Below are 25064 nucleotides of genomic sequence, written 5' to 3'. Positions count from 1 at the left end.
CCTTTGTGTCCACGCGCGCCCCCGAGGCACCGCAGGTGATAGTGCCCTCTTCACATAACCTTCACACGAGCCGGGTACAACTCCGTTCCAAGTCCGATCGAACAGGATCGATAGTGACCGGAACAAGCCCTTTGATGATCATCCGTGGTTTGCCAGTGGAAGTTTCAGGGAACGGCCGCTGGGCAGCCGCGCGGAAAGAAGCGTAGGAACTGCTTCCGGTTCTGGGCGGTTCCGGTGGGTTCCGGCGAGCGGAGGGGCTAGGCCGTGGCATTCAACGTGACCGGCGTCGAAGAGGGCGAGTGGGCCGTGCTCCGGGTGTCCGGGGAGCTGGACCTGATGACCTCGCCGGTATTGCGCCAACGTGTGCACGACGTCGTGGCCGAGGGCCACCACAGTCTCGTCGTCGACCTCTCCGACGTCTTCTTCTGCGACTCCAGCGGCGTCGGCGTGCTGGTCGCCGCCCGCCGCCTCATCCGCTCCTGCCAGGGCCGGCTGCGGCTGATCCTGCCCGACCGGGGCGCGGACGACGGCTCACACGTCAACCGGGTCCTCGGCGCACTCGGCGTCCGCCGCCTCTTCGACGTCCGCCCCGACCTCACCTCCGCCACCACGGAAGACGCCGACCCCCTCTCCGCCTGACGCCCCCCCGACAGCCGCCACCTCCGCGACAAGGTCACACCACGGCCTCGGAATTCCCCCCGGTCCCGGCACAACCGCCGGTTTCCCGTCGGTTCACCGCCTGTTTTCCGTCATCCGCGTCGTACGCTCGCCGCCAGGGCATCCGCAGGCTTCACACGTAAGGCGGCCGAACAGGCATGGTCAGCATCGAGTACGAGCGCAGGATCGCCGCCCGGTTCACCACGTTCGACCAGGACGGCAACGGCTGGATCGACCGGCAGGACTTCTGTGCGGCGGCCAAGGCGCTGCTGGCCGAGTTCACCGTGGCCGCCCGTTCCGCCGCGGGGCAGTCGCTGTACGCCGGTGCGGAGGCGTTCTGGCAGGGCATGGCCGGGATCGCCGACCGCGACGGTGACCAGCGCATCACCCGGGAGGAGTTCGTCACCGGCGCGGTCCGCCGGCTGCACGACAGCCCCGAGCGCTTCGCCGAGATCGCCCGCCCTTTTCTGCACGCGGCCCTGGCCGTGGCGGACGGCGACGGGGACGGCCGGGTGACGGTCGCCGACACCGTGCGGGCGCTGCGGGTGTTCGGGGTGCCGGAGGAGACCGCCCGGACGGCCGCCGCGGCACTGGACACCGACGGCGACGGCCTGGTGGGCGAGCCGGAGCTGGTCCCGGCCCTGGCCCGGTACTTCAGCGTCCCCGTGTAGCCGCGGCGAACCGCTCTCTGAGCTTGTACTTGAGGACTTTGCGCAGGGTGTCGTTGCGGGGCAGGGCGTCCACCACCTCCAGGCGCTCCGGGAGCTTGTGCACGGCGAGGCCCTTCCCGCGGAGGTAGGAGACGAGTTCGGGGAGGGTCACGGCTGGTGTGCCGGGGCGCTGTTCGAGGACCGCGCAGACCACCTCGCCGCGCTCGGCGTCCGGCAGGCCGATCACGGCGGTGTCGGACACCGAGGGGTGCCCGGCCAGCAGGTCCTCGATCTCCTTCGCCGAGATGTTCTCCCCCTTGCGGATGATCACGTCCTTGGCCCGGCCGGTGAGCACCAGATGCCCCGAGCCGGTGATCCGGCCCAGGTCGCCGGTGCGCAGAAAGCCCTCGGGGTCGAAGGCCGCCGCGGTGTGCGCGGGGTCGAGATAGCCCCGGCAGACGGCCTCGCCGCGCAGTCGTATCTCGCCGTCGACGATCCGGATCTCCATGCCCGCCGACGGGCGGCCCTCGGTCGTGGCCAGGTTCTCCGGGGTGTCCTCGGGGTCCCCCATGGTGATCATCGGGGCCTCGGTCATGCCGTACCCGTGAGTGAGCCGGACGCCCATCTCGCGGACCACCGCGTGGTACAGCTCCGGCGGCTTGGGGGCGCCGCCGCCCGCCAGCAGGCGGAGCGTCGGGATCAGCCGCTCGCCGGGCCGCCTGCGCTGCTCGGCCAGGAACAGCGAGTAGAACGCCGTGGAGCCGCCCGCCACCGTCACCCCGTGCCGCCGGTACTCCGCCAGCGCCCCGGGCAGCGCGAAGTGCTCGAACAGCACCGCAGGGAAGCCGTACAGCAGCAGCATCACCAGATAGTCCGGGCCGCCTATGTGGGCGTACGGGAAGGCCATGGAGCCGACGTCGTCGGGGGAAAGGCGCAGCGCGTGGGCCAGGCAGGAGCCGCCCGCGATCAGGGAGCGGTCGGTGTGCAGCACGCCCTTGGGCTCGGAGGTGGTGCCCGAGGTCCAGTAGATCCAGCGCACCGGGGTGCCGTCGCCGGGCGGGGCGGGCAGCGCCGAGGGGTCGCCGTCCGGAAGGGTGTCGTACGCCTCGAAGATCCCGCGCGCGCCGACCCGGCGGGCCGTCTCCGTGTGGTCGTGGCCGCGCCAGACACCCGGTACGGCGAAGAAGCGGGCCTTCGACTCCCGGAGCGCGAAGCCGACCTCGCGGTCGCGGTAGGAGGGGATCAGCGGGGACTGGACGGCGCCCAGGCGGGCCAGCGCGAGGGAGAGGACGACCGTCTCGATCCGGGTGGGCAGCTGCCAGGCGACGACGGTGCCGGGGCGTACGCCCATGCCGTACAGGCCCGCCGCGGCGCGCTCGGAGCGAGCCCGCAGCCCCTCGAAGGTGAGGACCCGGTCCCGCTGGAGCAGCACCGGGCGGTCGGGGGTGAGCCGGGCGCGGCGCTCCACCAGCTGCCACAGCGTCGGTGCGGAACTCAGCGAGTGCGGGGTCTCGTTCACGGCGGCTGCCCCCTGCTTGGCTGACGACTCGTCAGCTGACATGCTATCTGGCGGACCATCAGATGACGCCGGTCCGGCGCCCGGTCCGGTGGAGGGGAGAGGCCATGACCAGCGAACTGCCCCGCATCATCAGCGTCGACGACCATGTGATCGAGCCCGCGCACCTCTTCGAGACCTGGCTGCCGGCCCGGTACCGGGACCGCGGTCCGCAGCCGCTCACCGCCGGGATCGGCCGGCTCGCCTACGTCGGCGGCAGCTACCAGATCACCATGGACCCGGACGGGCCGCCGACGGACTGGTGGATCTACGAGGACCTGAAGTTCCCGTACAAGCGCAACATCGCCGCCGTCGGCTTCGACCGGGACGAGATGACCCTGGAGGGGATCACCCGGGAGCAGATGCGGCGCGGCTGCTGGGATCCCGTGGCCCGGCTCGCGGACATGGACCTCAACCATGTGGAGGCCTCGCTCTGCTTCCCCACCTTCCCCCGCTTCTGCGGGCAGACCTTCGCCGAGGCGCACGACAAGGAGGTCGCCCTCGCCTGCGTACGGGCCTACAACGACTGGATGGTGGAGGAGTGGTGCGGGGACAGCGGGGGGCGGCTGATCCCGCTGTGCCTGGTCCCGCTGTGGGACGTGGAGCTGGCCGTCGCCGAGATCCGGCGCAACGCCGGGCGCGGGGTGCGGGCCGTCACCTTCTCCGAGATCCCCACCCACCTCGGGCTGCCCTCCATCCACTCCGGCTACTGGGACCCGTTCTTCGCGGTGTGCCAGGAGACCGGGACGGTCGTCAACATGCACATCGGCAGCAGCTCGCAGATGCCCGCCGCCTCGCCGGACGCCCCGCCCGCCGTCCAGGCCTCGCTCAGCTTCAACAACGCGATGGCCTCGATGATGGACTACCTGTTCAGCGGGGTGCTGGTGCGGTTCCCGCGGCTCCGACTCGCCTACTCCGAGGGGCAGATGGGCTGGATCCCGTACGCCCTGGAGCGGGCGGACGACGTCTGGGCGGAGCACCGTGCCTGGGGCGGGGTGCGGGACCTGGTCCCCGAGCCGCCCTCGACGTACTACTACCGGCAGATCTTCTGCTGCTTCTTCCGTGACCGGCACGGCGTCGCCTCGCTGGACGCCGTCGGCCGGGACAACGCCACCTTCGAGACCGACTACCCGCACGTCGACTCGACGTTCCCGCACACCAAGGAGGTCGCCCTCGAGCATGTGAAGGGCCTGGACGAGGAGACCGTGTACAAGCTGATGCGGGGCAACGCCATCCGCATGCTGGGCCTGGACCTCGACCGGTGACGGACCTGTCGTACACCCCCGAGGAGGAGGAGTTCCGGGCCCGGCTGCGGGAGTGGCTCGGCGCGGTGCTGCCCACCCTCCCGGCCCGGCCCTCCCCGGACGACTGGCCCGGCCGCCGCGCCTACGACCTCGGCTGGCAGCGGATGCTGTACGACGCCGGGTACGCCGGCGTGCACTGGGACGCCTCCCCGACCACCCGGCTGATCTTTCTGGAGGAGACGGAGAGGGCGGGCGCGCCCTATGTGGGGGCCAACTTCGTGGGGCTGCTGCACGCGGGGCCGACGATCGCCGCCGAGGGCACGCCGGAGCAGCGGGCGCGCTGGCTGCCGCCGATCCTGCGCGGCGAGCAGGTGTGGTGCCAGGGCTTCAGCGAACCGGAGGCCGGTTCCGACCTGGCCGCGCTGCGCACGCGCGCGCGGCGCGACGGCGACGACTATGTGGTGAGCGGGTCCAAGATCTGGACCTCGCACGCCGAGGTCGCCGACTGGTGCGAACTCCTCGTCCGCACCGACCCGGACGCGCCGAGGCACCGGGGCATCACCTGGCTCGCGCTGCCGATGGACGCCGCCGGGATCACCGTACGGCCGCTGCGCACCCTCGCCGGGTCGGCGGAGTTCGCCGAGGTGTTCCTGGACGAGGTGCGGGTGCCGGCCGCCAACCGGGTCGGCGCCGAGCACGACGGCTGGCGCGTGACCATGGTGACCCTCTCCTTCGAGCGGGGCACGGCGTTCGTCGGCGAGGTCGTCGCCTGCCGCCGGGAGCTGCGCCGGCTCGCCGCCATGGCCCGGGAGAACGGCCGCTGGGACGACCCCGCGCTGCGCCGCCGGCTCGGGCGGCTGGAGGCGGAGTTCCGGGCGCTGTGGCGGCTGACCCAGTGGAACGTGAGCGAGGCGGAGGCGCGCGGCGGAGTGCCCGGGACCGGGGGCTCGGTCTTCAAACTCCGCTACTCGCACGCCCGCCAGGAGCTGTACGACACCGCAGCCGACGTCCTCGGCCCCGACTCCCTCGACCTGGAGCACCCCTGGGTCCTCGACCGCCTGTCCTCCCTCTCCTACACCATCGCCGCCGGCACCTCCCAGATCCAGCGGAACATCGTGGCCGAGCGCATCCTGGGCCTGCCGAAGGGGAGATGAGGGGGTCGCTGGGGGCGGGGTGACGGGTGGTTGTCGGAGAGGAGAGGGAGTGTGCGGTTTCAACTGAGTAGCGAGCAACGGGCGTTGCAGGAGTGGGTGCGGGGGCTGATGGGGCGGTGGTTCGGGCGGGAGGCGCTGCGGGCGGCCGTGGCGGTGCCGGGACGGCTCGACCGGGGGCTGTGGCGGGCGCTCGGGGAGGCGGGATTCTTCGCGCTGCGGGTGCCGGAGGCGGCGGGCGGTGCGGGGCTCGGGCTGCCGGAGGCGGTGCTGGCCTGCGAGGAGGCGGGGCGGGCCCTGCTGCCCGGGCCGCTCGTCGCCACGCAGCTCGCCGCCGGGCGGGTGCCGGGCGCGGCCACCGGGGAGACGGTCGTGGCCGCCGTACAGGGGCGGCTGGTGGAGTGGCTGGACGCGGCGGACGCGGTGGAGGGGGAGGTGTCCGGGGCGGTGCCGCTGCGGTCCGTGGACCCGCTCACCCCGCTGCACCGGCTGCCCGCGGCGGACGCCGGCCCGGTGCCCGAGGCCTCGCTGCTCACCGCCGCGGAACAGCTGGGCACCGCGGCCCGGGTGGGCGAGCTGGCGGTGCAACACGCCCGGACGCGGGTGCAGTTCGGACAGCCCATCGGCGCCTTCCAGGCGGTCAAACACCTGTGCGCGGAGATGCTGGTGCGCACCGAGACCGCCCGCGCCGCCGTCTACGCGGCCGCCGTCACCGCCGACCCCGCCGACATCGCCGCCGCCCGGCTGCTCGCCGACGAGGCCGCCGTGCGCGGTGCCCGGGACTGCCTCCAGGTGCACGGCGGCATGGGGTTCACCTGGGAGGCGGACGTGCATCTGTACCTGAAGCGGGCATGGGTGCGGTCCCAGCGTGGCGGTGGAGTCACGGAGAGTGAGGAGCTGCTCGCCGAGGGGCTGGTGAGCTGATCGGGCGGTACCCCGCTGGGCTGCACCGACGGCCAAGCTTTGGCCCAAGATGTCGCGGATCGTGGCGCTCCGGAATCACTCAGCGTCGATACCGGGTTGTGTCCTGCGCGGGGCTCGTCACGGCCCGGAGTCGACGGTCCGCTCCGGTACCTTGTGTGGGATGCGAGTGGCTGCGAGCACGGGCCGGGTCGACGGCGTCCCAGGGGCGCTGCCGGGTCGCGCGGTGCGCGCCGCTGCTCACGAGGCGGTCGGAACCCCCGTCCCCGCCTGTTCGACTCCCCGGCACGAGCGTCGCACAGTATGCCTCACGCGTACTCCTTCGCGCGGGAATATGCCCGAAGCGCTTGTTGGGGTGACTGTACGTCAACCATGCTGTCTCGTAAGGGAATCACGTTCCGTGACCCTTGCTCTGGCCGTTGTTCTGGCCATGCAGAAAATGGCTACGATCGTGGCCCTCGTCGTGATCGTCGTCGCGGTCCGTGCCGTGGCGTCCGGATGGCGTGGGGTCATGAGTCCGCCGGTTCGGATGGTGTGAGCGGTGCAGGTGCTTCAAGTGCAGCTGGAGATCCGGCCCGACCCCGCGGAGGTGGGGCGGGCCAGGAGATGGGCCCGCTCGCGGCTCGCCGGGTCCGGGATAGCGGCCGACGAGCCGTTGGCCGAGACGCTGATCCTGCTCGTCTCCGAGCTGGTGACCAACGCCGTGGTGCACACCGGCCGTCCGGCCGTGCTGCGGCTGTGTCTGCCGGCTCCGGCGGCCGCGGACGACGCGTCGGTCACGGTCCGGGTGGAGGTGGCCGACGCCAGCTCCCGCGCGCCCGTGCCGCGCTGCGCGGACGGGGACGCCACCGGCGGCCGGGGCCTGGCGCTCGTGGACTGTCTCGCCGACCGCTGGGGCTGGAGCCCGGAGTCGGAGGGCAAGAACATCTGGTGCGAGCTGGACCGCTGTGCCGAGTCCGCACAGAGCGCGGCGACGGCCTGCGGGGGTGCACTGTCCGCGTACGAGCAGCTGGCCTTCGAGGTGGTCTGAGGGCCGCCTCCCGGCCGACGGCGGGTGAGGTTCCTCAGAGGACGGCCACCGGCGCCACCGGTGTTCCCGTCGCGCCCGCGAACGGCTCCGGCGTCGCCGCGAGCAGGAACGCGTAGCGCCCGGCCTCTCCACAGGCTGTGGACAACTCTTCGAGATTCCAGTTCTGGCCCTGGACCATCCCCATCTCCACCAGGTCCAGCGCGTGCACCGGCAGCCACAGATCCTCGATCTCCGGCGGAAATATCTCGAACGTGAGCGTGTCGTTCGCCACGGCGGCCACATCGCGCGCGTGGAACCACTCCGGCGCCCGGATCGACAGCCCCGGCGACGGATAGCCGTAACCGTGCCGGTCCCCGGCGAGGTACACCTGTATCTGTCCGGTGCGGACCAGCACGATGTCCCCGGACCGCACCCGCACCCGGCCGAACTCCTCCGCCGCCGCCAGATCCTCCGGCGTGACCGCGTGCCCGCCCGCGAGCCGGTCCACGCCCCGCGCGCGTGCCACGTCCAGCAGCACCCCGCGCGAGACGATGTGCCGCGCCTTGTCGATCCCGCCGAACTCCGCCCCGCCGTGCGCGGTGACGCTGGCCGCGGGGCGCCCGTTGTAGAGCCGGCCCGAGTGCGAGACATGGCTGAGCGCGTCCCAGTGGGTGCCGGACTGGAGCCCCATGGTCACCGTGTCGTCGCTGCACGCCACCGTGCCCGGCCCGAACAGCTCCTGGTTGATCTGCACCATCGCGTGCAGCGGATTGACCCGGCCCGGGATCACCCCGGTCTGCACCCCGTCCTGCCGGAGCGGGAGGGCCAGCGGGACCCGGCGGCCGGTGCGGACCTCGGCGGCGGCGGCGCGTACGACCTCGTCCGTGATCAGGTTGAGCGTGCCGATCTCGTCGTCGGCGCCCCAGCGCCCCCAGTTGTTCACCCGCTCGGCGATGTCGTGGAACTCCTTCGGCAGTGCCATCCGGTGCCTCCCCGGGGCTTGTGTCCGCGCGTCCGACGGGCCATAAAATCTAACGGACCGTCAGAAACTGCGGGAAGGGGCCGGGCGTGGGGAACTTCTTGGCCGGAAAGGTCGTCGCCGTGACCGGCGCCGGGCGCGGGATCGGACGGGCGGTCGCGCGGGCCGCCGCCGCCGAGGGGGCGAAGGTCGTCGTCAACGACTACGGCGTCTCCGTCGACGGTGCCTCGCCCACCAGCGAGGTCGCCGAGGCCGTCGTCAAGGAGATCGAGGCGGCGGGCGGACAGGCGGTGGCGGTCGCCGACGACATCTCCACCATGGCGGGCGGACAGCGGGTCGTGGACACCGCGCTCGCCGCGTACGGCCGGCTCGACGGGGCGGTGTGCGTGGCCGGGATCCTGCGGGAGCGGATGCTGTTCAACATGACCGAGGAGGAGTGGGACCCCGTCGTCGCCACCCATCTCAAGGGCACCTTCACCGTCTTCCGGGCGGCCTCGGCGGTGATGCGCGCCCAGCGGTCGGGCACGCTGATCGGGTTCACCAGCGGCAACCACCAGGGCTCGGTCTCCCAGGCCAACTACAGCGCGGCGAAGGGCGGGATCATCTCGCTGGTCCGCAGCGCCGCGCTGGGCCTGCACAAGTACGGGGTGACGGCGAACGCGGTGGCGCCGGTGGCGCGGACCCGGATGTCCGCGAACGTGCCGATGGAACTGGCGGAGATCGGGGAGCCGGAGGACGTGGCCGCGCTGGTGGTGTACCTGCTGTCCGAGCGGGCTGCCGCGCAGGGCGTCACCGGGCAGGTGTACACGGTCGCCGGGCCCAGGATCGCGGTGTGGGCGCAGCCGAGGGAAATCCGCTCGGTGTACGGGGAGGCGGCGTGGACGCCGGAGCGGATCGCGGAGGTGCTGCCGGGGGCGGTGGGGGTGGATCCGATGCCGATGCTGTCCCAGCTGGGGGCGATGGAAGAGGCTGCCCGTGGCGGGGGCCGGCCTAACGCCTAGTAGCTCGGGGCGCGTTGTGGTGTGGCGGCTGCGGGTGCGTTGTGGTTGTTCGCGCAGTTCCCCGCGCCCCTTTGGGGCGCTCAGCCTAAGGGGGCTTCATGGACTTCGGGTTCAGTGAGGAAGACCGGGTGTTCCGTAGGGAGGCGCGGGAGTGGCTTGCGGCTCACGGCGGGGTCTGTGCGGATCGCCGTACCTGGGAACGCACTCTCGGCAAGGCCGGGTGGATCGGGCTCGGGTGGGGTGAGGAGGGGTACGGCAACCGCAGCGCGACCCTCACCCAGCAGGTCGCGTGGGCCGAGGAGTACGCCCGGTCCGCGGCGCCGCCCCGCTCCGGGCACATCGGCGAGAACCTGCTCGCCCCCACCCTCCTCGCCCACGGCGACGCCGAGCAGAAGGCCCGCTTCCTGCCCGCCGTCGCGGCCGGCGAGGAGCTGTGGTGCCAGGGCTACAGCGAGCCGGACGCGGGCTCCGACCTCGCCGGGGTGCGCACGGCGGCGGTGCGCGAGGGGTCGTACTACCGGGTGACCGGGCAGAAGATCTGGACGTCGCTCGCCCACGAGGCCGACTGGTGCTTCGTGCTGGCCCGTACCGACCCGGGCTCCCGCCGCCACCACGGGCTGAGCTTCCTGCTCGTGCCCATGGACCAGCCCGGGCGCGTCGAGGTGCGGCCGATCCGGCAGATGACCGGGACCAGCGAGTTCAACGAGGTCTTCTTCGACGGCGCACGCGCACGCGCGGCGCACCGCGTCGGCGCGGAGGGCGAGGGCTGGCGGGTGGCGATGAGCCTGCTCGGCTTCGAGCGGGGCGTGTCGACGCTCGCCCAGCAGATCGGGTTCGCCGCGGAGCTGGCCGAGGTGGTCCGGGTGGCCCGGGAGACCGGCGCCGTCCACGACCCCGTGCTGCGCGAGCGGCTGGTACGGCAGTGGGCCGAGCTGCGGGTGCTGCGCTGGAACGCCCTGCGCACCCTGGGCGGTTCGGCCGACCCGGGCGCGCCCAGCGTGGCCAAGCTGCTGTGGGCCGGCTGGCACCAGCGGCTGGGCGAGCTGGCCGTGCAGGTCAGGGGTGCGGCGGCCACCGTGGGGCCGGCGGACTGGTCGCCCTCGGCGCCGTACCGCATCGACGCGGCCCAGCACCTGTTCCTCTTCTCCCGGGCCGACACCCTGTACGGCGGCACGGACCAGATCCAGCGCGGAATCGTCGCCGAGCGGGTGCTCGGTCTGCCCAGGGAGCCGAAGGGGGCCGGGTGATGCGGGGTGTGGTGTTCGACGGCGAACGGGTCCGGGTGGTGGACGATCTCGCCGTACGGGAACCGGGGCCGGGGGAGGTGCTGGTCGACATCGCGGCGGCCGGGCTGTGCCACAGCGATCTGTCGGTGGTGGACGGCACCATCCCGTTCCCCGTGCCGGTGGTCCTGGGCCATGAGGGCGCCGGGGTGGTGGCGGCGGTCGGCGCGGGCGTCACCCATGTCGCGCCCGGCGACCATGTGGCGCTGTCCACGCTCGCCAACTGCGGCACCTGCCCGGAGTGCGACCGGGGGCGGCCGACGATGTGCCGGCAGGCGATCGGGCGTCCGGCGCGGCCGTTCACCCGGGGCGGGGCGGGGGCGGTGTACCAGTTCGCCGCCAACTCGGCCTTCGCCGAGCGTACGGTCGTCAGGGCGGTGCAGGCCGTGCGGATCCCCGACGACATCCCCTTCCCGTCCGCCGCGCTGATCGGGTGCGGGGTGCTGACGGGTGTGGGGGCGGTGCTCAACCGGGCCCGGGTGGGGCTCGGGGAGAGCGTCGTCGTCATCGGCACGGGCGGGATCGGGCTGAACGTGCTCCAGGGGGCCCGGCTCGCGGGGGCGGGCCGGATCGTGGCCGTGGACACCAACCCGGACAAGGAGGCGGTGGCCCGGCGGTTCGGCGCCACGGACTTCCGTACCTCGGCCGGACAGGTGCGGGAGCTGCTGCCCGCCGGCGCGGACCACGTCTTCGAGTGCGTGGGGCGGGTGGAGCTGATCCGGGCGGCGATCGACCTGCTCGACCGGCACGGCCAGGCCGTCCTGCTTGGCGTGCCCCCGGCCGGCGCCGAGGCCTCCTTCCTGGTCTCCTCGCTCTATCTGGACAAGTCCGTCCTCGGCTGCCGCTACGGCTCCTCGCGCCCGCAGCGGGACATCGCCCGGTACGCCGAGCTGTACCGGCAGGGCCGGCTGCTGCTCGACGAGCTGGTGACGGCCGTCCACCCGGTGGAGGACTTCGAGAAGGCACGGGCGGACGCGGAGGCGGGACGGGTGGCGCGGGCGGTGCTCACGTTCTGACGCCGCTCCGGAACGTCCTGCGGTAGGCGGTCGGGGTCACCCCGAGCGCCTGCTGGAGGTGCTGCCGCATCGACTGGGCGGTGCCGAAACCGGCCTCCCGGGCCACCTGGTCGATGGACAGGCCGGTGGACTCCAGCAGGTGCCGGGCCCGTTCCACGCGCTGCTGGGTGAGCCACTGGCCGGGGCTGATGCCGACCTCCTCGCGGAAGCGGCGGGTGAAGGTGCGCACCGACATGGCCTGCTGCTCGGCCATGTCCCGCAGCTGGATCGGCTCGTGCAGACGGCCCAGCCCCCAGGCGCGGGCGGCGGTCGTGGTCGCCAACTGGGGGTCGGGGACCGGCCGTTCGATGTACTGGGCCTGCCCGCCGTCGCGGTGCGGCGGTACGACCGTGCGCCGGGCCACGTCGTTGGCGACGGCCGTGCCGAAGTCGCTGCGGACCATGTGCAGGCACAGGTCGATGCCGGCGGCCACCCCGGCCGAGGTCAGCACGTCCCCGTCGTCGATGAACAGCACCTCGGGGTCCACCCTGACCCGCGGGAACATCCGCTGGAAGCGCTCGGCGTCGGCCCAGTGCGTGGTCGCCGGGCGGCCGTCGAGGAAGCCGGCGGCGGCGAGGACGTAGGCGCCGGTGCAGATGGAGGCCAGCCGGGTGCCGGGGCGGACCCGGGCGAGCGCGGCGGCCAGTTCCGCGGTGAGCCGGCCCTCCTCGTAGACGGGGCCCATCTCGTACGACGCCGGGACGATCACCGTGTCGGCCGCCGCCAGGGCCTCGGGGCCGTGGGCGACGTGGATGGCGAAGTCGGCGTCCGTCTCGACCGGGCCGGGAGGCCGTACCGAGCAGGTCACGACCTCGTACAGATGCCGCTTCCGGGCGTCCCGGGGGCGGCCGAAGATGCGGTGCGGGATGCCGAGTTCGAAGGGGAGCAGGCCGTCCAGGGCGAGGACGGCGACCCGGTGCGGACGGAAGGCGCCGGGGGCGGCGACGGCCCGCCGGTCGTCCGCATCGGCCATATCGGCCATGACTCGGTGGGTCGTATCGGCCATGACCCGGTCGCCTGCTTCCGCCCTGGCCCAGTCGGCTGGTCCTGCCATGGCCCGATCGGCTGCTTCCGTCATGGCCCGATCCTAGCGAACGCTGTCCCTCGGGCCACTCGATGGAAGGGAACCGGCCGGGGAAGATCGGTGACGTGACCCAGACAAGTCCAGCCGCAGCCCCCGTCCAGGCCCCGCTCGCCCGGCGCCGCCGAGTGCACCGGGCGTGGTTCGTCGCCGCCGTCACCTTCGTCACGATCATCGGCGCGGCCGCCTTCCGCTCCCTGCCCGGTCTGCTCATCGACCCCCTGCACCAGGAGTTCGGCTGGTCGCGCGGCACGATCGGCGCGGCCGTCTCCCTCAACCTCGCGCTGTACGGCCTCACCGCGCCGTTCGCCGCCGCCCTCATGGACCGCTTCGGCATCCGCCGGGTGGTCGCCGTCGCGCTCACCGTGATCGCGCTCGGCTCCGGGCTGACCGTGTGGATGACGGCGCCCTGGCAACTGTGGCTCTGCTGGGGACTGCTGGTGGGCCTCGGCTCCGGCTCGATGGCCCTCGCGTTCGCCGCGACGGTCACCAACCGCTGGTTCGCCGAGCGGCGCGGCCTGGTCAGCGGCATCCTCACCGCCGCCTCCGCCTCCGGCCAGCTGATCTTCCTGCCGCTGCTGTCCTGGATCGTGGAGCACCACGACTGGCGGCCCGCCGCCGTGACGGTCGCCCTGGCCGCGCTCGCCGTCGTGCCCTTCGTCTGGCTCCTGCTCCGCGACCACCCGGCCGACGTCGGCGAAAAGCCGTACGGCGCCCAGGAATTCATACCCAAGCCGCCCCCGGTCGCCGGTGCCGCCCGGCGCACCCTCTCGGTCCTGTCCGGCGCCGTCCGGACGGGCACCTTCTGGCTGCTCGCCGGCACCTTCGCGATCTGCGGTGCCTCCACCAACGGCCTGGTGCAGACCCACTTCGTACCCGCCGAGCACGACCACGGCATGCCGGTGACCACGGCGGCCTCGCTGCTCGCGGTCGTCGGCGTGTTCGACGTCGTCGGCACGGTCGCCTCCGGCTGGTTCACGGACCGCTTCGAACCGCGCCGGCTGCTCGCCGTCTACTACGCCCTGCGCGGCCTCTCCCTGCTCTTCCTGCCCATGCTGCTGGGCCCGTCCGTCCACCCGCCGATGATCTTCTTCATCGTCTTCTACGGCCTCGACTGGGTGGCCACCGTCCCGCCGACCCTGGCGCTCTGCCGCGAGCAGTTCGGCGAGGACAGCGCCATCGTCTTCGGCTGGGTCCTCGCCTCCCACCAGGTCGGCGCGGCCCTCGTCGCCTACCTCGGCGGCGTCGCCCGCGACGTCTTCGGCTCCTACGACGTGGTGTGGTACGCGGCCGGCACGCTGTGCGCGGCGGCGGCGCTGATGGCGCTGGTGATCCGCCGCGCCCCGGCACCGCAGCCACTGCCGGCCGTATCCTGAACCCACCCGTACGAAAGGTGAGTTGATGACATCCGGAATGCCCCTCCCACTGGTCCCCGGCCTGGTCCTGGGCGACGCCCTGCGCGCGCCCGCCCACGACCGACCGCGACCCCGAGGAGCATTCCGTGTCCGCCACACCCACGGTCCGCTGGACCGAGGAGGCCACACCCCTTTCCGCCCGCTGGCACTCTGAGAGCCGGCTTCCGCACCCCCGCCGCCTGGTCGTCGCCGACGACCGCATCCGCGCTGCGACCGCCCATCGCCTCGTCTGCGAGGGCACCGCGCTGCTGTGGCGGGGCGACTACCAGGGCGCCCGCCAGCTGCTGCGCGCGCTGGAGCGCCGTATCGACCGCAAGGCACCGGGGCCGGCGGCCACCCCGGCCGAGGCCTTCCACCTCCAGCGCCGCTTCCGCGCCCACCGGGCCCGCACCCTGGGCCGGCTGCTGGTCCTGCTGGAGGCGGACCACAGCCTCGCCCTGCGCCGCGCCCCCGACACCCGGCGCGCCTGCGCCGACGCCTACGGACCGCCGACCGGACCCACCCTGGTCCCGCTCCGCGAACTCCTCGGCGTCCTCGGCGCCCGGCAGTGGCGCGAGCGGGGTGTCGAGGTGCCCGCCCTGGGCGCCCGCATCCACCCGCACTACGGCGTCTTCGCCCCGGTCCGCGGTGAGTACGTCGACCTCGTCGCCGAGGCACCGCTGCCGCCCGGCGCCCTGGCCCCGGGTGGCGGCACCGCCTTCGACCTGGGCACCGGCACCGGTGTGCTGGCCGCCGTCCTGGCCCGGCGCGGGGTGCCCCGGCTGACCGCGACCGACCTCGGCCCCCGGGCCCGCGCCTGCGCCCGCGCCAACCTGGAGCGGCTGGGGCTGTCCGGGCGGGTCACGGTCACCGGTCCCGAGCTGTATCCGCCGGGCCGGGCCGACCTGATCGTCTGCAACCCGCCCTGGCTCCCGGCGCGCCCCACCTCCACCCTGGAACAGGGGGTGTACGACCCCGGCGGCACCATGCTGCACGCCTTCCTCTCCGGCGCCCGCGCCCGCCTGGCACCGGGCGGCGAAGCCTGGCTGATCCTCTCCGACCTGGCCGAACACCTCGGCCTGCGCACCCGCACCGAGCTGCTCGAAGCGATCACCGCCGCAGGCCTCCACATCCTGGCCCACACCACCACCCACCCCACCCACCCCCGAGCAACCGACCCCACCGCCCCGCTGCACCAAGCCCGCGCGGCGGAAAGGACCTCGCTGTGGCGGCTGGGGGCGGCATGAGTCCGGATGGTCGCTGCGAACAGGCTCAGGTGATCTCGCCCACTGCTACGGTCGCGTGTATGACGCTCCCGGTCTCCACGGGTCAGGCTGTTGACCTACGTGTACGGCCAGTTGACCAAGTGCTGGACCGCGTCGCGCGGTCTCTTCAGGTGCGCTTCCTCCCGGACACGGTGGTGCGCAAGCGCCGGTCCGTAGGCGCCCGGACGGACCGCGCGACCTGGGTCCGGATCGAACGGCGCCCGCTCGACAAGATCGGCGATCAGGGATGGAACGGCACGGAGTGCGCCGCCCGTCTGGACGGCGTCGCCCGGCCGGCATGGCACGGATGTGTGGTGTGGCGGGACGCGGACGAGCCGGTGATGTGGCGGGCCGACGAGACCGACCTCCTGCCGGCCGCTCCCGTCGGAAACGCCGTTCTGAGCGAGGCCCCCGAACTCCCGGGCGAGTGGTGGGCGGGGTTGAACGCCTCTCTGGACGCGCTGGCGACGCACCGGACGAGGCGCGTCGCCACACCCGACACCGAGCCCATCACCCAGGCCTCGGTCACCGACTCCGTCCGAGCTGTCTTTCCCGGTGACTTCGATACGACCGTCCAGCGGTGGGTGCCTGCGCACGCGGACCTGAACTGGGCCAACGTGACGGCCCCGGTGTTCGGTCTCTTCGACTGGGAGGACTGGGGGAACGCCCCGCGCGGACTGGACTCGGCCACGCTGTGGGCGAGTTCGCTCGCCGTCCCGTCTCTGGCCGATCGTGTACGGCGGGAACGCCGGCGGGACTTCGACAGCCGGGACGGCAAGCTGATGACACTGTTCGTCTGCTCCAGGATCCTCGGTCCGTACGCACACCCGGAGGATCCCCGGCTGGAGCCGGCCCGGCGCATGGCCGAGGAGATCGTCGAGGAGCTTCAGACGGACTGATCACGCGACCGGTCGCGAAGGAGCCTCCGGTACTCCAGGACGGCCCGCTCCTCCACCTGCCCTGCCAGGGCTCCGACGAGTTCCCCCGGTCTCACCGCCCCCGCGCCCCCGCCCGCCCTTCGCTCAGCAGCAGCGCGCAGGCCGTCGCCGTCAGTAGGCCGCCCGTGAGGAAGATGGTGTGGAGGCCGGTGAGGGGGAGGGTGAGGGCGCCCAGGGCGGCGCCTGAGGCGATGCCGGCGTTGTAGCTGGCCGAGTTGGCGGCGAGGGCGAGGTCGGTGCGGGCGGGGGCGCAGGCCAGCATCGCGTGTTGGGTGGTCAGGAAGACCGGGCCGAGGGCGGCGCCGGTCAGGAGGAGGAACGGCACCGCCGCGGCCGGGTGGGGGCCGGCGGCGTAGAGGCCGAGCATGCCCACCGACTGGGCGGCCACGGCGGTGGGCAGCGCGGAGCGCGGGAAGCGGTCCAGGACCGCCCCGGTGATGCCCGTGCCGGCCAGGCAGGCGGCTCCGAAGGCCATGAGCAGGGCGGCGACCGTGCCGGGGGAGAAGCCGGTTGTTTCGGTCAGGTACGGGGTGAGATAGGTGTAGCCCGCGAAGGCGCCGGTGGCGGACAGGGCCCCGGCCGCGAGGACCGTTCGGAAGCGGCGGGCGTCGGGGTGGGGGGCGTAGGCGGCGGGCTCGGTGTCCGGGGGTGTGGTCGGCAGCAGCGTGGCGATCGTCACCAGTGAGGCGAGGCCCAGTGCCGCCGGCAGGGCGACGGGGGCCGGCCAGCCGGTGCGGTGGCCCAGCCAGGTGCCGGCGGGCACCCCCAGCACGAGGGCGAGCGAACCGGCGACGGACAGCGCCCCGACCACCCGTCCCCGGACCACGGGCGCGAACAGCCCCACCGCGACCGGCCCCAGCACGGCCCAGAACAGCGCCTGCGCGAGCGCGGTCAGCAGCCGGGCCGCGAGGAGCACCGGGTAGGAGGTGGCCGAGGCGGCGAGCAGGCTGGAGCCGGCCAGTGCGGCCAGGACGGCTGCCAGGACATGGCGCCGGGGCACGGCCCGCACGAGCCGGGCGAGCGGCACCGACGTCACGGCGACCGTCACGCCGTAACCGGTGACCAGCAGCCCGACGGCCGACAGGGACACCCCGAGGCTCGCGGCGATCGGTTCGAGGAGGCCGACCGGCAGGCTCTCCACGGTGTTGAAGGTGAAGGCGGCCAGCATCAGCGCTCCGAGCACGGCGGATCTGCGCCGCAGGGACGGTCGCCGTTCGGCCGCGGGCCGCCGTGACTCCGTGACACCGCTCATTCGCCCAGCTCACCGGGCGCGTCGGTGTCACCGCAACCGAATTGCGGGTCAGGGGGAGGCGAGGCGGGTGAAGCGGCCGCGGTGGAAGAGGAGCGGCTCCGGGGGATCCTGGGGGGCGCCCAGCGCGGTGACCCGGCCGACCACCACGAGGTGGTCGCCGCCGGTGTGGACGGCGTGCACGGCGCAGTCGATCCAGGCCGTGGCGCCGGTCAGGCGCGGGGCACCGGAGACGGGTGCGCGGTCGTACGCCACCCCCGCGAACTTGTCCGCGCCGCTCACCGCGAAGGCCCGGCACAGCGCCTCCTGGCCGGCGCCGAGCACATTGACGCAGAAGACGCCCGCGCGGGCGATGCGCGGCCAGGTGGTGGACGTACGGCCCACCAGGAAGCAGACGAGGGGCGGGTCGAGGGAGAGGGAGGAGAAGGACTGGCAGGCGAAGCCGGCGGGGCCCTGCGCCGCGTCGGCGGGGGGTGCCGTGATCACGGTGACCCCGGTCGCGAAGGTGCCCAGCACCCGCCGGAACTCGGCCTGCTCCACCGCGGGCCGTTCGTTCTCCCCGACGCACCGCAGCCGCGGGCGTGGCAGCGGCTCCGGCGGTCCGTGGGCCGCTCGCCGAGGTGTCAGGTATCGGACGGCTGCGGCGGCCGCCCCCGCGTGTCCCATCACCCGCCCATTGAAGGTGACGGACCGTCAGATGGGAAGGGCCGTGCGGGCGGTCAGGGCGCCGCCGCGGCCGCGGGGACGGGCTGGACGCGGTCGGGGTCGAGCCGGGTGCGGACCGCGACCGCCGGGACGGCGATGCCCGGCAGCAGCAGCCGCCACATGCGCAGCACGCGGTCCATCAGGTCCTCCCGGCCGCTGACCGCCTTGGAGTACAGCTGCATGCCGGTGCAGGACTCCACGATGTACTCGGCCAGTTCGCGCGGCTCGACACCGGCCTGGAGTTCACCGTTGCCGGCGGCCTCGCGCAGGTGCGCCTCCATGATCTCGGCCCACTGCTGGTACGGCTTGGCGGCGTCCTCCATGCCGAAGGTGGTCTGCTCGGTGGTGAGGCGGACACCCGCGCGCAGCATCAGGTCCTCCTGGAGCTGCTGCGCCCAGATCAGGGTGATGTCCACGGCCCGTTGCAGGCCGTGCGAGTCGGAGGCCGGGACGACGGTCTCGGGCTGGGCGAGCATCACCGCGTGCGCCAGCCCCTCCTTGGACTTGAAGTGGAAGTACAGCGCCCCCGCCGTGGTGCCGGCCCGCTCCAGGATCCGGTTGATGCTCGCGCCCGAGTAGCCCAGCTCGTCGAAGACGGCCGCCGCCGCACGAAGGATCGCTTCGCGAGTCTGCACGGCGCGTTGCTGCTTCGGCTGCCGCATGACGCCTCCAAAAAATTAGAACGTTCGCTAGGTAACAGGTATCCGGCTGGGTGGGGTCAGTCAAGTTCGGCCGCCTCTGAGCTGCGGAGAAATGGGGTGGAGCCGGGTAAATACGGGCGGGCGATCCGTCACTTGGCTGCGGCCTGGCCGAAACTTTGCACGCCGTTGAAAGAAGGAAAAAAGAACGCTCTTTATGTTTGAGGCGGCTCAGGTGCCACTCACGCATGCTTCTAGGGGGAAGCGCATGTCCAGCACTGTGCAGAGCATCCAGTCCTACGTGCACAAGAACGCGGCGTCCGAAGTCCTGGTGACCGGATGGCGCCCCGAGGGGGAGGACACCTTCGTCGTCAACGCCCGGTGGCCGCAGGACCACCCGTTCCACCCGCCGGTCCACGGCTGCCACGACCCGCTGCTCGTTGCCGAATCGATCCGCCAGTCGGTGCTGCTGCTCGGGCACGCGGCGTACGGCGTCCCGTTCGGCAACCCGCAGTCCTGGAGCCAGTTCCGCTACACCGTCGACCCGGTCCCGCTCGCCACCGACGGCGCCGAGGCCGAGGTCGAACTGCATGTCGTCTGCGCCGACGCGGTCCGGCGCGGCGGACGGCTCGCCGCCATGACCGTACGCGTCGACGTGGTCAAGGACGGCGTGCGGGTCGGGGCCGGGGAGGTCGACTACGTCGGCCACACCCCGAGCGTCTACCGCCGGCTGCGCGGCCGGTACGCCGACGCCGCGGAGGCCATGGCCCGGGTGGTGCCGCTCGCACCGCCCATGCCGCCGGCCCGGGTGGGCCGCGAGCACTTCGAGGACGTCGTCCTCTCGCCCACCGACGCGCCCGGCCGCACCCAGCTGCGCATCGACGTCAACCACCCGACGCTGTTCGACCACGCGGTCGACCACGTCCCCGGGATGCTCCTGCTGGAGGCCGCGCGCCAGGCCGCGCACACCATGTCGTACCCGCGCCCGATGATCCCGGCCGCGATGGACGCCGCCTTCTACCGGTACGTCGAGTTCGACACGCCCTGCTGGATCCACGTCAACCCGCTCCCGGCCGACAGCCGGGGCCGCAGCAGAGTCCTCGTGTTCGCCCTCCAGGACCAGGGCTGCGTCTTCTCCAGCATCACCACGCTGGTGCCGGCGGACGAGGGCCCGGCACAGAAGTAAGGGGTCCTCAGGGGCTCCCCTTCCGGCCCGGCCCGGCCCCGCTCGGTCCGGGCCGGGAGCACGTACCGGTCATGGTCGGGAGCAGGTACCGGTCATGGTCGGGGGCAGCTTCCGGCCGATTCGCCCGGCCGGAACCGGAGGACTGGAACAGTCGGCTTCGGGGTGCGGACCGGTACGTTTCCACGGCCGTCCGGCCCACCGCCTTCCGGGCGGCCGGTGCGTAGCCGCGGCCGCCCGCCACTCACCCCCGCGCGGTCTCCGGCCGCGCGGGGGGCGGCGCGCGCGCCGTTCAGCTAAGGGGGAATCACCTATGGGACGCCGGCTCACCCAGCTCGGCCTCGCCGCGCTCAACATCGACGGAGTGCTGCTCAACGACACCTTCAGCCCGGTCATCCACCGCTTCGTCACCACCCGGGGCGGCAGCTACACGGCCGAGACCGAGCGGGCGGTGTTCTCGCAGCCGCAGGCGGTGGCCGCCCGGCGGCTGGCCGACGCGGTCGGCGGCGGGCTCAGCGCCGAGCAGGTGCTCGCCGCGTACTTCGCCGAACGCGACCGCTATCTGGCCGACCACCCGGTCGTCGTCCAGCCGGGCGTGCCCGAGCTGCTGCACCGGCTGCGCGCCCTGGGCCTGCGCGTGGTCTGCTACGGCGGTCTGCCCAAGCACCACTTCGACACCCATCTCGGCGCCTGGGCCGAGCTGTTCGACGGCCCCGGCTATGTGTGCACCGACGCGTTCCGGCCGGGTCTGCACGAGATCACCACGGAGATCTTCGGACTCCGGTACGACCGGGCGCTGTTCGTGGACGACGTGGCCCGGGTCGCCGAGGAGGCCCGCCGGCTCGGCACCGCCTTCATCGGCCTGCCGAGCCCGTACGAGCACGGGCACCAGCGGGAGTTGATGCGCGCCGCGGGCGTACGGCACCTGGTGGACGGGCTGGACGCCATCGACGAGGAACTGCTGCGCACGGTGGACGCCGAGGCGGCCGCCGGCCGGGTCTGGGAGGCGTGACGTGCTGACGGGGAAAGTCGCGATGATCACCGGGGCGTCGAGCGGGATCGGCGCCGCCGCGGCCCGGCTGTTCGCCGCCGAGGGAGCCGCCGTCGTCCTCATGGCCCGGCGGGCCGAACGGCTGGACCGGCTGGTCGACGAGGTGCGTGCCGCCGGGGGCCGGGCGCTGGCCGTCGCCGGGGACGTGACCCGGTCCGCCGATGTGGGCCGGGCGGTGGACGCCGCCGTCACCGAGTTCGGCGGGCTGCACGCCGCCTTCAACAACGCCGGGTACGGCACCGCGGGCGTGCCGCTGCACCTGCTCGGCGAGGACGACTACGACCTGACCATGGACGTCAATGTGCGCGGGGTGTGGAACTGCCTGCGCCACCAGGTGCCGGTGATGCTGCGCGACGGCGCGGGCGGCGCGGTGGTCAACACCTCCAGCGTGGCCGGTACGTCGGCCACCGGGGCGTCGGCCGCGTACGTGGCGGCCAAGCACGCGGTGCTGGGGCTGACCCGGGCGGCGGCCGCGGACTACGGCGAGCAGGGCATCCGGGTCAACGCGCTGGTCGTGGGCGCGACCCGGACCGAGATGCTGGACCGGGCGATCAGCGTCGTACCGGGGCTGGAGCAGACCTTCATGGCGGAGTCGGTGCAGAAGCGGATGGCCGCGCCGGAGGAGGTGGCGCGGGCCGCGATGTGGCTGTGCAGCGACCAGGCCTCCTTCGTCACCGGCGCCGCGCTGGCCGTGGACGGGGGCGCCACCGCGGTGTGAACACCCTGTCCGAAGGGGCAGTTCCGTGACGGGATTCCGTGACGGGGCTGCCCCTTCCGTTTTGCAGCGGCAAGTTTCCAGCCAATAAGAAAGCGAACGATCGCTTTGCTTTTGCGGGCTGCTGGGGCTACCGTCGACGTACGACCTCATCCAACGTGGGAGAGTGGGATGACGCAGGCCAGGGCGGCACGTACGCGCGAGTCACTCATCCTGGCGGCCGCCGCCGAGATCGACCGCAACGGGTACCGGGGCGCGACCGTGAACGGCATCTGCGCCGTGGCCGGGGTCTCGCTCGGTGCGCTGACCTTTCACTTCCGCAGCAAGCTCCAGCTCGCGCTCGCCGTCAGCGAGGCCGGTGCCGCCGCCGCGCGCCAGTGCGCCGAAGGCGCGGCGGCCCGCGGCGGGGCCGCGCTGGCGTCGGTCACCGCGCTGGTCAGGGCGGTCGCCGGACTGCTGGAGGAGGATGTCGTCGTCCGCTCGGCCGCCCGGCTGGAGCGGGAGCGGCCGACGCCCGTCGGCGCCTGGAGCCCGTCCTGGACGGCCGTGCTGCGCCGCTCGCTGGAACGCGCCGAGGCGGCGGGCGAGTTGCGGCCCGGGGCGGCTCCGCAGCTGGTCACGGACCTGGTGGAGTACCTGCTCACGGGCGTCGAGACACACCCCGCCGGGCCGGGGGCGAGCGCCGGGAGCAGCGGGCTGGTGGGCCGGCTGGACCGGATCTGGCCGCTGGTGGAGCGGGGTGTCGCGGCCGAGCGGGGCGTCGCCGCCGAGCGGGTCTGAGCGACGGCCCGCGGTGCGGCCAAGTCCGTTATCCGGAGCGGTGGTTCTGCTTTCGAACGGACCTGCCGAGTTCCTTTCCTGATTCTTACCCTTCCCGGCGCCTCTCGCCTGGAAAACATAACGAGCGTTCTCTATTCTTCTTGGTGTCAGCTCGCCGGGCCTCTCAGTCGCCCGGCAACGGGGGGACGCCTGTGTGTCCCACGCAGGAAGGCAGGACCGTAGTGACGTACATGGAAGGTGCTCTCGACACGGCAACACGCACCCTGCTGGCCCGCGAGGTGCACGACCGCATCGGCACCGGGCTCGCGGTGGCCCTGCGCCGGCTGGAACTCCTCGAAGCGACCGCCACCTCCCTCGCGCCGGCCGACCGCGCCCGGCTCGTCCAGGCCCGCGACGCCCTCGTCGACACCCTCTCGGTGGCCCGCGAGGTCGCCTCCGCGCTGCGCAGCCTGCCGTCCGCCGCACCGGCCGCCGCCCGCTCCCTGCGGCAGGCCCTGGACGGCTTCCTCGTCTCCATGGCCCCGCTCCGTCCCCATGTCCGGGTCCAGGTGGACGGCGACGACGGCCGGCTCGGCCCGCGCCTGGCCGACGAGGTGTTCCTCGTGGTCCGCGAGGCGCTGCGCAACGTGCTCGCGCACGCCGGGGCCCGGCGGGTCACCGTCGACGTGGTTATCGGCGACCACGACGTGCACGCGAGCGTCACCGACGACGGCACCGGGTTCGACCCCGAGGCCGCCCGGCGCGCCGGCGCCGCGAACGGGCTGCACGGCATGGAGGAGCGCGCCCGTGCCCTCGGCGGCGTCACCACCATCACCTCCGCGCCCGGCCGCGGCACCCGGATCACCTGCTGGATCCCGGTCGAGGAGGACCGTCCGGACGACCGTTCGGACGACCGAGCCGAGGAGAACCGGGCATGACCGAGAAGACCACCCGCATCCTGGTCGCCGACGACCACACCCTGCTGCGGGACGCGCTGTGCGATCTGCTCGCCGCCGAGCCGGACTTCGAGGTCGTCGCCCGGGCCGGTGACGCCGAGGCCGCGATCCGGCAGGCCGCCGAGGTACGGCCCGACGTGGCCCTGCTGGATGTGCAGATGCCGCACAACGAGGACCCGGCCGCCACCGTGCGCCGGCTGCTCGCCCGGCGGCCCGAGCTGCGGATCATCGTCGTCAGCATGGACGACCACCCGGTGCTGGTACGGCAGTTGCTCGGGCTCGGGGTGCGGGGCTATCTGCACAAGAGTGTCAGCCGGGAGACGCTGGTCGCGGCGATACGGGAGCGGGCCGATGCCGGGCGGCGGACGGTGACCGTGACCATGCCGACCGGGGGTCCGCACCAGGCGGGGGCCGGGGTGGCGCCGGGGGAGCGGTTGTCCGAGCGGGAGGCGGAGGTGCTGACGCTGGTCGCCGTGGCGCTGAGCAACCGGCAGATCGGGGTGCGGCTCGGGATCACGGAGGGGACGGTGAAGCGGCATATGCGGAAGATTTTTGACAAGTTGGGGGCGGTGTCGAGGTTGGACGCGGTGAACAAGGCGGTGGAGGTGGGGGCGATACGGGTGCCGGGGGTACGGCAGCGGAGGCGGGGGGCGGCGTGAGGTGGGCGTTTCGCTCACCCGCCCGCCAAGCCGCGCTCACACGGCCACGTAGCCGCCGTCCACCGGGAGGGCCGTGCCCGTGATGTAGGAGCTGGCGTTCGAGGTGAGGAAGAGGAGGGCGCCGTTCAGTTCGTCGAGGCGGCCGGGGCGGCGCATCGGGGTGCGGCGTTCCACCCAGGCGCGGCCCTTCTCCGTGCCCAGCATGGACTCCGTCATCTCCGACCAGAACCAGCCCGGGCACAGCGCGTTCACCCGGACCCCGCGCGCTCCCCACTCGGCGGCCAGTTCCCGGGTCAGGTTGACCACCCCGCCCTTGCTCGCGGTGTACGCGGCCTGCGGGAGGCTGCCGCTCGCCACCAGGCCGTAGACCGAGGCGATGTTGACGATGGAGCCGCGGCCGCGTTCCAGCATGCCCGTCCCGAAGGCCTGGCTCAGCGCGAACACCGCCGTGAGGTTGACCGCCAGGATGTTCTGGAAGGTCTCCACCGACTGCTGCTCGGCGGGCACCGTCTCGGACAGGCCCGCGTTGTTCACCAGCACGTCCACCGGCCCGAGTTCCTCGGTGACCGTGCGCACCAGCCGCTCCCGGTCCGCCGCCAGCGTCACGTCGCAGGGCACCGCCAGCGCCCCCGGCAGCCGCTCGGCCAGCTCCTTCAGCGGTGCTTCCCGGCGTGCGGCCAGCGCCACCCGGGCGCCCGCCGCGGTCAGCACCCGGGCGATGTGCGCGCCGAGCCCGCTGGAGGCCCCGGTGACCACCGCGACCCGGCCGTCCAGCCGGAAGAGGTCCACCGGGTCGGTGCTGTCGAAGTCCTCGTGTGTCATGGCTGTGCCACCTCCACTGTCGTCGTTGTGTGCGGGGCCGGGGGCGCCCCCGCGCCGCGCGGGCGGGGGGGGGGGGGGCGCCGCCGGACGCCCCGCCCCCCCCCCGCCGCCCGCGCCCCCGCGCGCGACCAGCGCTCGCCCGCG

Annotated in this window: 25 protein-coding genes; 18 read left to right on the top strand and 7 right to left on the bottom strand. The window is 73.3% G+C overall.

Annotation, left to right across the window (positions count from 1 at the left end):
- The first annotated feature begins 264 nt into the window (after positions 1-264).
- Both ACFVIU_RS11165 and ACFVIU_RS11160 read left to right on the top strand, forming a co-directional pair.
- On the top strand, positions 265-639 hold the full coding sequence (locus ACFVIU_RS11165; protein WP_385842011.1) for an STAS domain-containing protein: 375 nt from the start codon (positions 265-267) through the stop codon (positions 637-639).
- A gap of 176 nt (positions 640-815) precedes the next feature.
- On the top strand, positions 816-1328 hold the full coding sequence (locus ACFVIU_RS11160) for an EF-hand domain-containing protein (protein WP_385842009.1): 513 nt from the start codon (positions 816-818) through the stop codon (positions 1326-1328).
- Here the strand turns inward: ACFVIU_RS11160 and ACFVIU_RS11155 are convergent.
- Positions 1312-2826 carry a class I adenylate-forming enzyme family protein gene (locus ACFVIU_RS11155; protein ID WP_385842008.1) on the bottom strand — a complete coding sequence of 505 codons (1515 nt, stop codon included), beginning with the start codon at positions 2824-2826 and terminating at the stop codon, positions 1312-1314. The genes ACFVIU_RS11160 and ACFVIU_RS11155 overlap by 17 nt on opposite strands.
- Positions 2827-2930: 104 nt before the next feature.
- Between ACFVIU_RS11155 and ACFVIU_RS11150 the strand changes: the two genes are divergently transcribed.
- From ACFVIU_RS11150 to ACFVIU_RS11135, 4 genes are all read left to right on the top strand, one after another.
- Positions 2931-4127 (top strand): amidohydrolase family protein, encoded by a 1197-nt coding sequence (locus ACFVIU_RS11150; protein ID WP_385842006.1) that lies wholly within the window; start codon positions 2931-2933, stop codon positions 4125-4127.
- Positions 4124-5260 (top strand): acyl-CoA dehydrogenase, encoded by a 1137-nt coding sequence (locus ACFVIU_RS11145; RefSeq protein WP_385842005.1) that lies wholly within the window; start codon positions 4124-4126, stop codon positions 5258-5260. Before ACFVIU_RS11150 ends, ACFVIU_RS11145 begins: the two co-directional genes overlap by 4 nt.
- Positions 5261-5311: 51 nt before the next feature.
- A complete protein-coding gene (locus tag ACFVIU_RS11140; RefSeq protein WP_385842004.1) occupies positions 5312-6181 on the top strand; it encodes an acyl-CoA dehydrogenase family protein in 870 nt (289 codons plus the stop codon).
- A gap of 553 nt (positions 6182-6734) precedes the next feature.
- Entirely contained in the window at positions 6735-7208 is a 474-nt protein-coding gene (locus ACFVIU_RS11135) for an ATP-binding protein (protein ID WP_385842208.1), read from the top strand.
- A gap of 34 nt (positions 7209-7242) precedes the next feature.
- On the opposite strand, the gene ACFVIU_RS11130 is transcribed toward ACFVIU_RS11135, so the two are convergent.
- Complete coding sequence (locus ACFVIU_RS11130; protein ID WP_385842003.1) at positions 7243-8169, bottom strand: cyclase family protein; 927 nt, start codon at positions 8167-8169, stop codon at positions 7243-7245.
- Between the two features lie 86 nt (positions 8170-8255).
- Between ACFVIU_RS11130 and ACFVIU_RS11125 the strand changes: the two genes are divergently transcribed.
- From ACFVIU_RS11125 to ACFVIU_RS11115, 3 genes are all read left to right on the top strand, one after another.
- Entirely contained in the window at positions 8256-9167 is a 912-nt protein-coding gene (locus tag ACFVIU_RS11125) for an SDR family NAD(P)-dependent oxidoreductase (RefSeq protein WP_385842002.1), read from the top strand.
- 98 nt (positions 9168-9265) lie between these two features.
- Complete coding sequence (locus ACFVIU_RS11120) at positions 9266-10414, top strand: acyl-CoA dehydrogenase family protein (protein ID WP_385842000.1); 1149 nt, start codon at positions 9266-9268, stop codon at positions 10412-10414.
- Positions 10414-11466: an alcohol dehydrogenase catalytic domain-containing protein gene (locus ACFVIU_RS11115; RefSeq protein ID WP_385841999.1), complete on the top strand. Its 1053-nt coding sequence runs from the start codon at positions 10414-10416 to the stop codon at positions 11464-11466. The genes ACFVIU_RS11120 and ACFVIU_RS11115 overlap by 1 nt, the downstream gene beginning before the upstream one ends.
- Here the strand turns inward: ACFVIU_RS11115 and ACFVIU_RS11110 are convergent.
- Positions 11456-12487, bottom strand: a complete 1032-nt coding sequence (locus ACFVIU_RS11110) for a GlxA family transcriptional regulator (protein WP_385841998.1) — start codon at positions 12485-12487, stop codon at positions 11456-11458. The two genes, ACFVIU_RS11115 and ACFVIU_RS11110, sit on opposite strands and share 11 nt — an antisense overlap.
- Positions 12488-12654: 167 nt before the next feature.
- Here ACFVIU_RS11110 and ACFVIU_RS11105 point away from each other — a divergent pair, with 167 nt between their 5' ends.
- The 3 genes from ACFVIU_RS11105 (at position 12655) to ACFVIU_RS11095 (ending at position 16144) form a co-directional block, all read left to right on the top strand.
- A complete protein-coding gene (locus ACFVIU_RS11105) occupies positions 12655-13962 on the top strand; it encodes an MFS transporter (protein WP_385841997.1) in 1308 nt (435 codons plus the stop codon).
- Positions 13963-14087: 125 nt separating this feature from the next.
- The gene (locus ACFVIU_RS11100) at positions 14088-15227 is read left to right on the top strand and encodes a methyltransferase (RefSeq protein ID WP_385841996.1); all 1140 of its coding nucleotides are present in this window, start codon (positions 14088-14090) and stop codon (positions 15225-15227) included.
- Positions 15228-15286: 59 nt separating this feature from the next.
- Positions 15287-16144 (top strand): hypothetical protein, encoded by an 858-nt coding sequence (locus ACFVIU_RS11095; RefSeq protein ID WP_385841995.1) that lies wholly within the window; start codon positions 15287-15289, stop codon positions 16142-16144.
- A 91-nt stretch (positions 16145-16235) separates the two neighbouring features.
- On the opposite strand, the gene ACFVIU_RS11090 is transcribed toward ACFVIU_RS11095, so the two are convergent.
- The 3 genes from ACFVIU_RS11090 to ACFVIU_RS11080 form a co-directional block, all read right to left on the bottom strand.
- Positions 16236-17351, bottom strand: coding sequence for an MFS transporter (locus ACFVIU_RS11090; RefSeq protein ID WP_385842207.1), 1116 nt, complete (start codon positions 17349-17351; stop codon positions 16236-16238).
- 132 nt (positions 17352-17483) lie between these two features.
- The gene (locus tag ACFVIU_RS11085; RefSeq protein ID WP_385842206.1) at positions 17484-18098 is read right to left on the bottom strand and encodes a flavin reductase family protein; all 615 of its coding nucleotides are present in this window, start codon (positions 18096-18098) and stop codon (positions 17484-17486) included.
- A 53-nt stretch (positions 18099-18151) separates the two neighbouring features.
- Entirely contained in the window at positions 18152-18799 is a 648-nt protein-coding gene (locus ACFVIU_RS11080; RefSeq protein WP_385841994.1) for a ScbR family autoregulator-binding transcription factor, read from the bottom strand.
- A gap of 244 nt (positions 18800-19043) precedes the next feature.
- On the opposite strand from ACFVIU_RS11080, the gene ACFVIU_RS11075 reads away from it, so the two are divergent.
- The 6 genes from ACFVIU_RS11075 to ACFVIU_RS11050 all read left to right on the top strand — a co-directional run bounded on the left by ACFVIU_RS11075 (position 19044) and on the right by ACFVIU_RS11050 (position 24098).
- On the top strand, positions 19044-19961 hold the full coding sequence (locus ACFVIU_RS11075; RefSeq protein WP_385841992.1) for a ScbA/BarX family gamma-butyrolactone biosynthesis protein: 918 nt from the start codon (positions 19044-19046) through the stop codon (positions 19959-19961).
- Positions 19962-20271: 310 nt separating this feature from the next.
- Positions 20272-20970, top strand: a complete 699-nt coding sequence (locus ACFVIU_RS11070) for an HAD family hydrolase (protein ID WP_385841991.1) — start codon at positions 20272-20274, stop codon at positions 20968-20970.
- Position 20971: 1 nt separating this feature from the next.
- Complete coding sequence (locus ACFVIU_RS11065) at positions 20972-21727, top strand: SDR family NAD(P)-dependent oxidoreductase (protein WP_385841990.1); 756 nt, start codon at positions 20972-20974, stop codon at positions 21725-21727.
- A gap of 168 nt (positions 21728-21895) precedes the next feature.
- Entirely contained in the window at positions 21896-22504 is a 609-nt protein-coding gene (locus tag ACFVIU_RS11060) for a TetR family transcriptional regulator (RefSeq protein ID WP_385841989.1), read from the top strand.
- Positions 22505-22734: 230 nt separating this feature from the next.
- Positions 22735-23421, top strand: a complete 687-nt coding sequence (locus tag ACFVIU_RS11055) for a sensor histidine kinase (RefSeq protein ID WP_385841987.1) — start codon at positions 22735-22737, stop codon at positions 23419-23421.
- Complete coding sequence (locus ACFVIU_RS11050; protein WP_385841986.1) at positions 23418-24098, top strand: response regulator; 681 nt, start codon at positions 23418-23420, stop codon at positions 24096-24098. Before ACFVIU_RS11055 ends, ACFVIU_RS11050 begins: the two co-directional genes overlap by 4 nt.
- Positions 24099-24134: 36 nt before the next feature.
- On the opposite strand, the gene ACFVIU_RS11045 is transcribed toward ACFVIU_RS11050, so the two are convergent.
- Complete coding sequence (locus ACFVIU_RS11045; protein WP_385841984.1) at positions 24135-24920, bottom strand: SDR family NAD(P)-dependent oxidoreductase; 786 nt, start codon at positions 24918-24920, stop codon at positions 24135-24137.
- Positions 24921-25064: the final 144 nt, after the last annotated feature.

Origin of the sequence: Streptomyces sp. NPDC127190 (assembly GCF_042672505.1) — a bacterium.
Lineage (GTDB): Bacteria > Actinomycetota > Actinomycetes > Streptomycetales > Streptomycetaceae > Streptomyces.
This window is presented reverse-complemented; position numbering and strand designations above follow the sequence as displayed.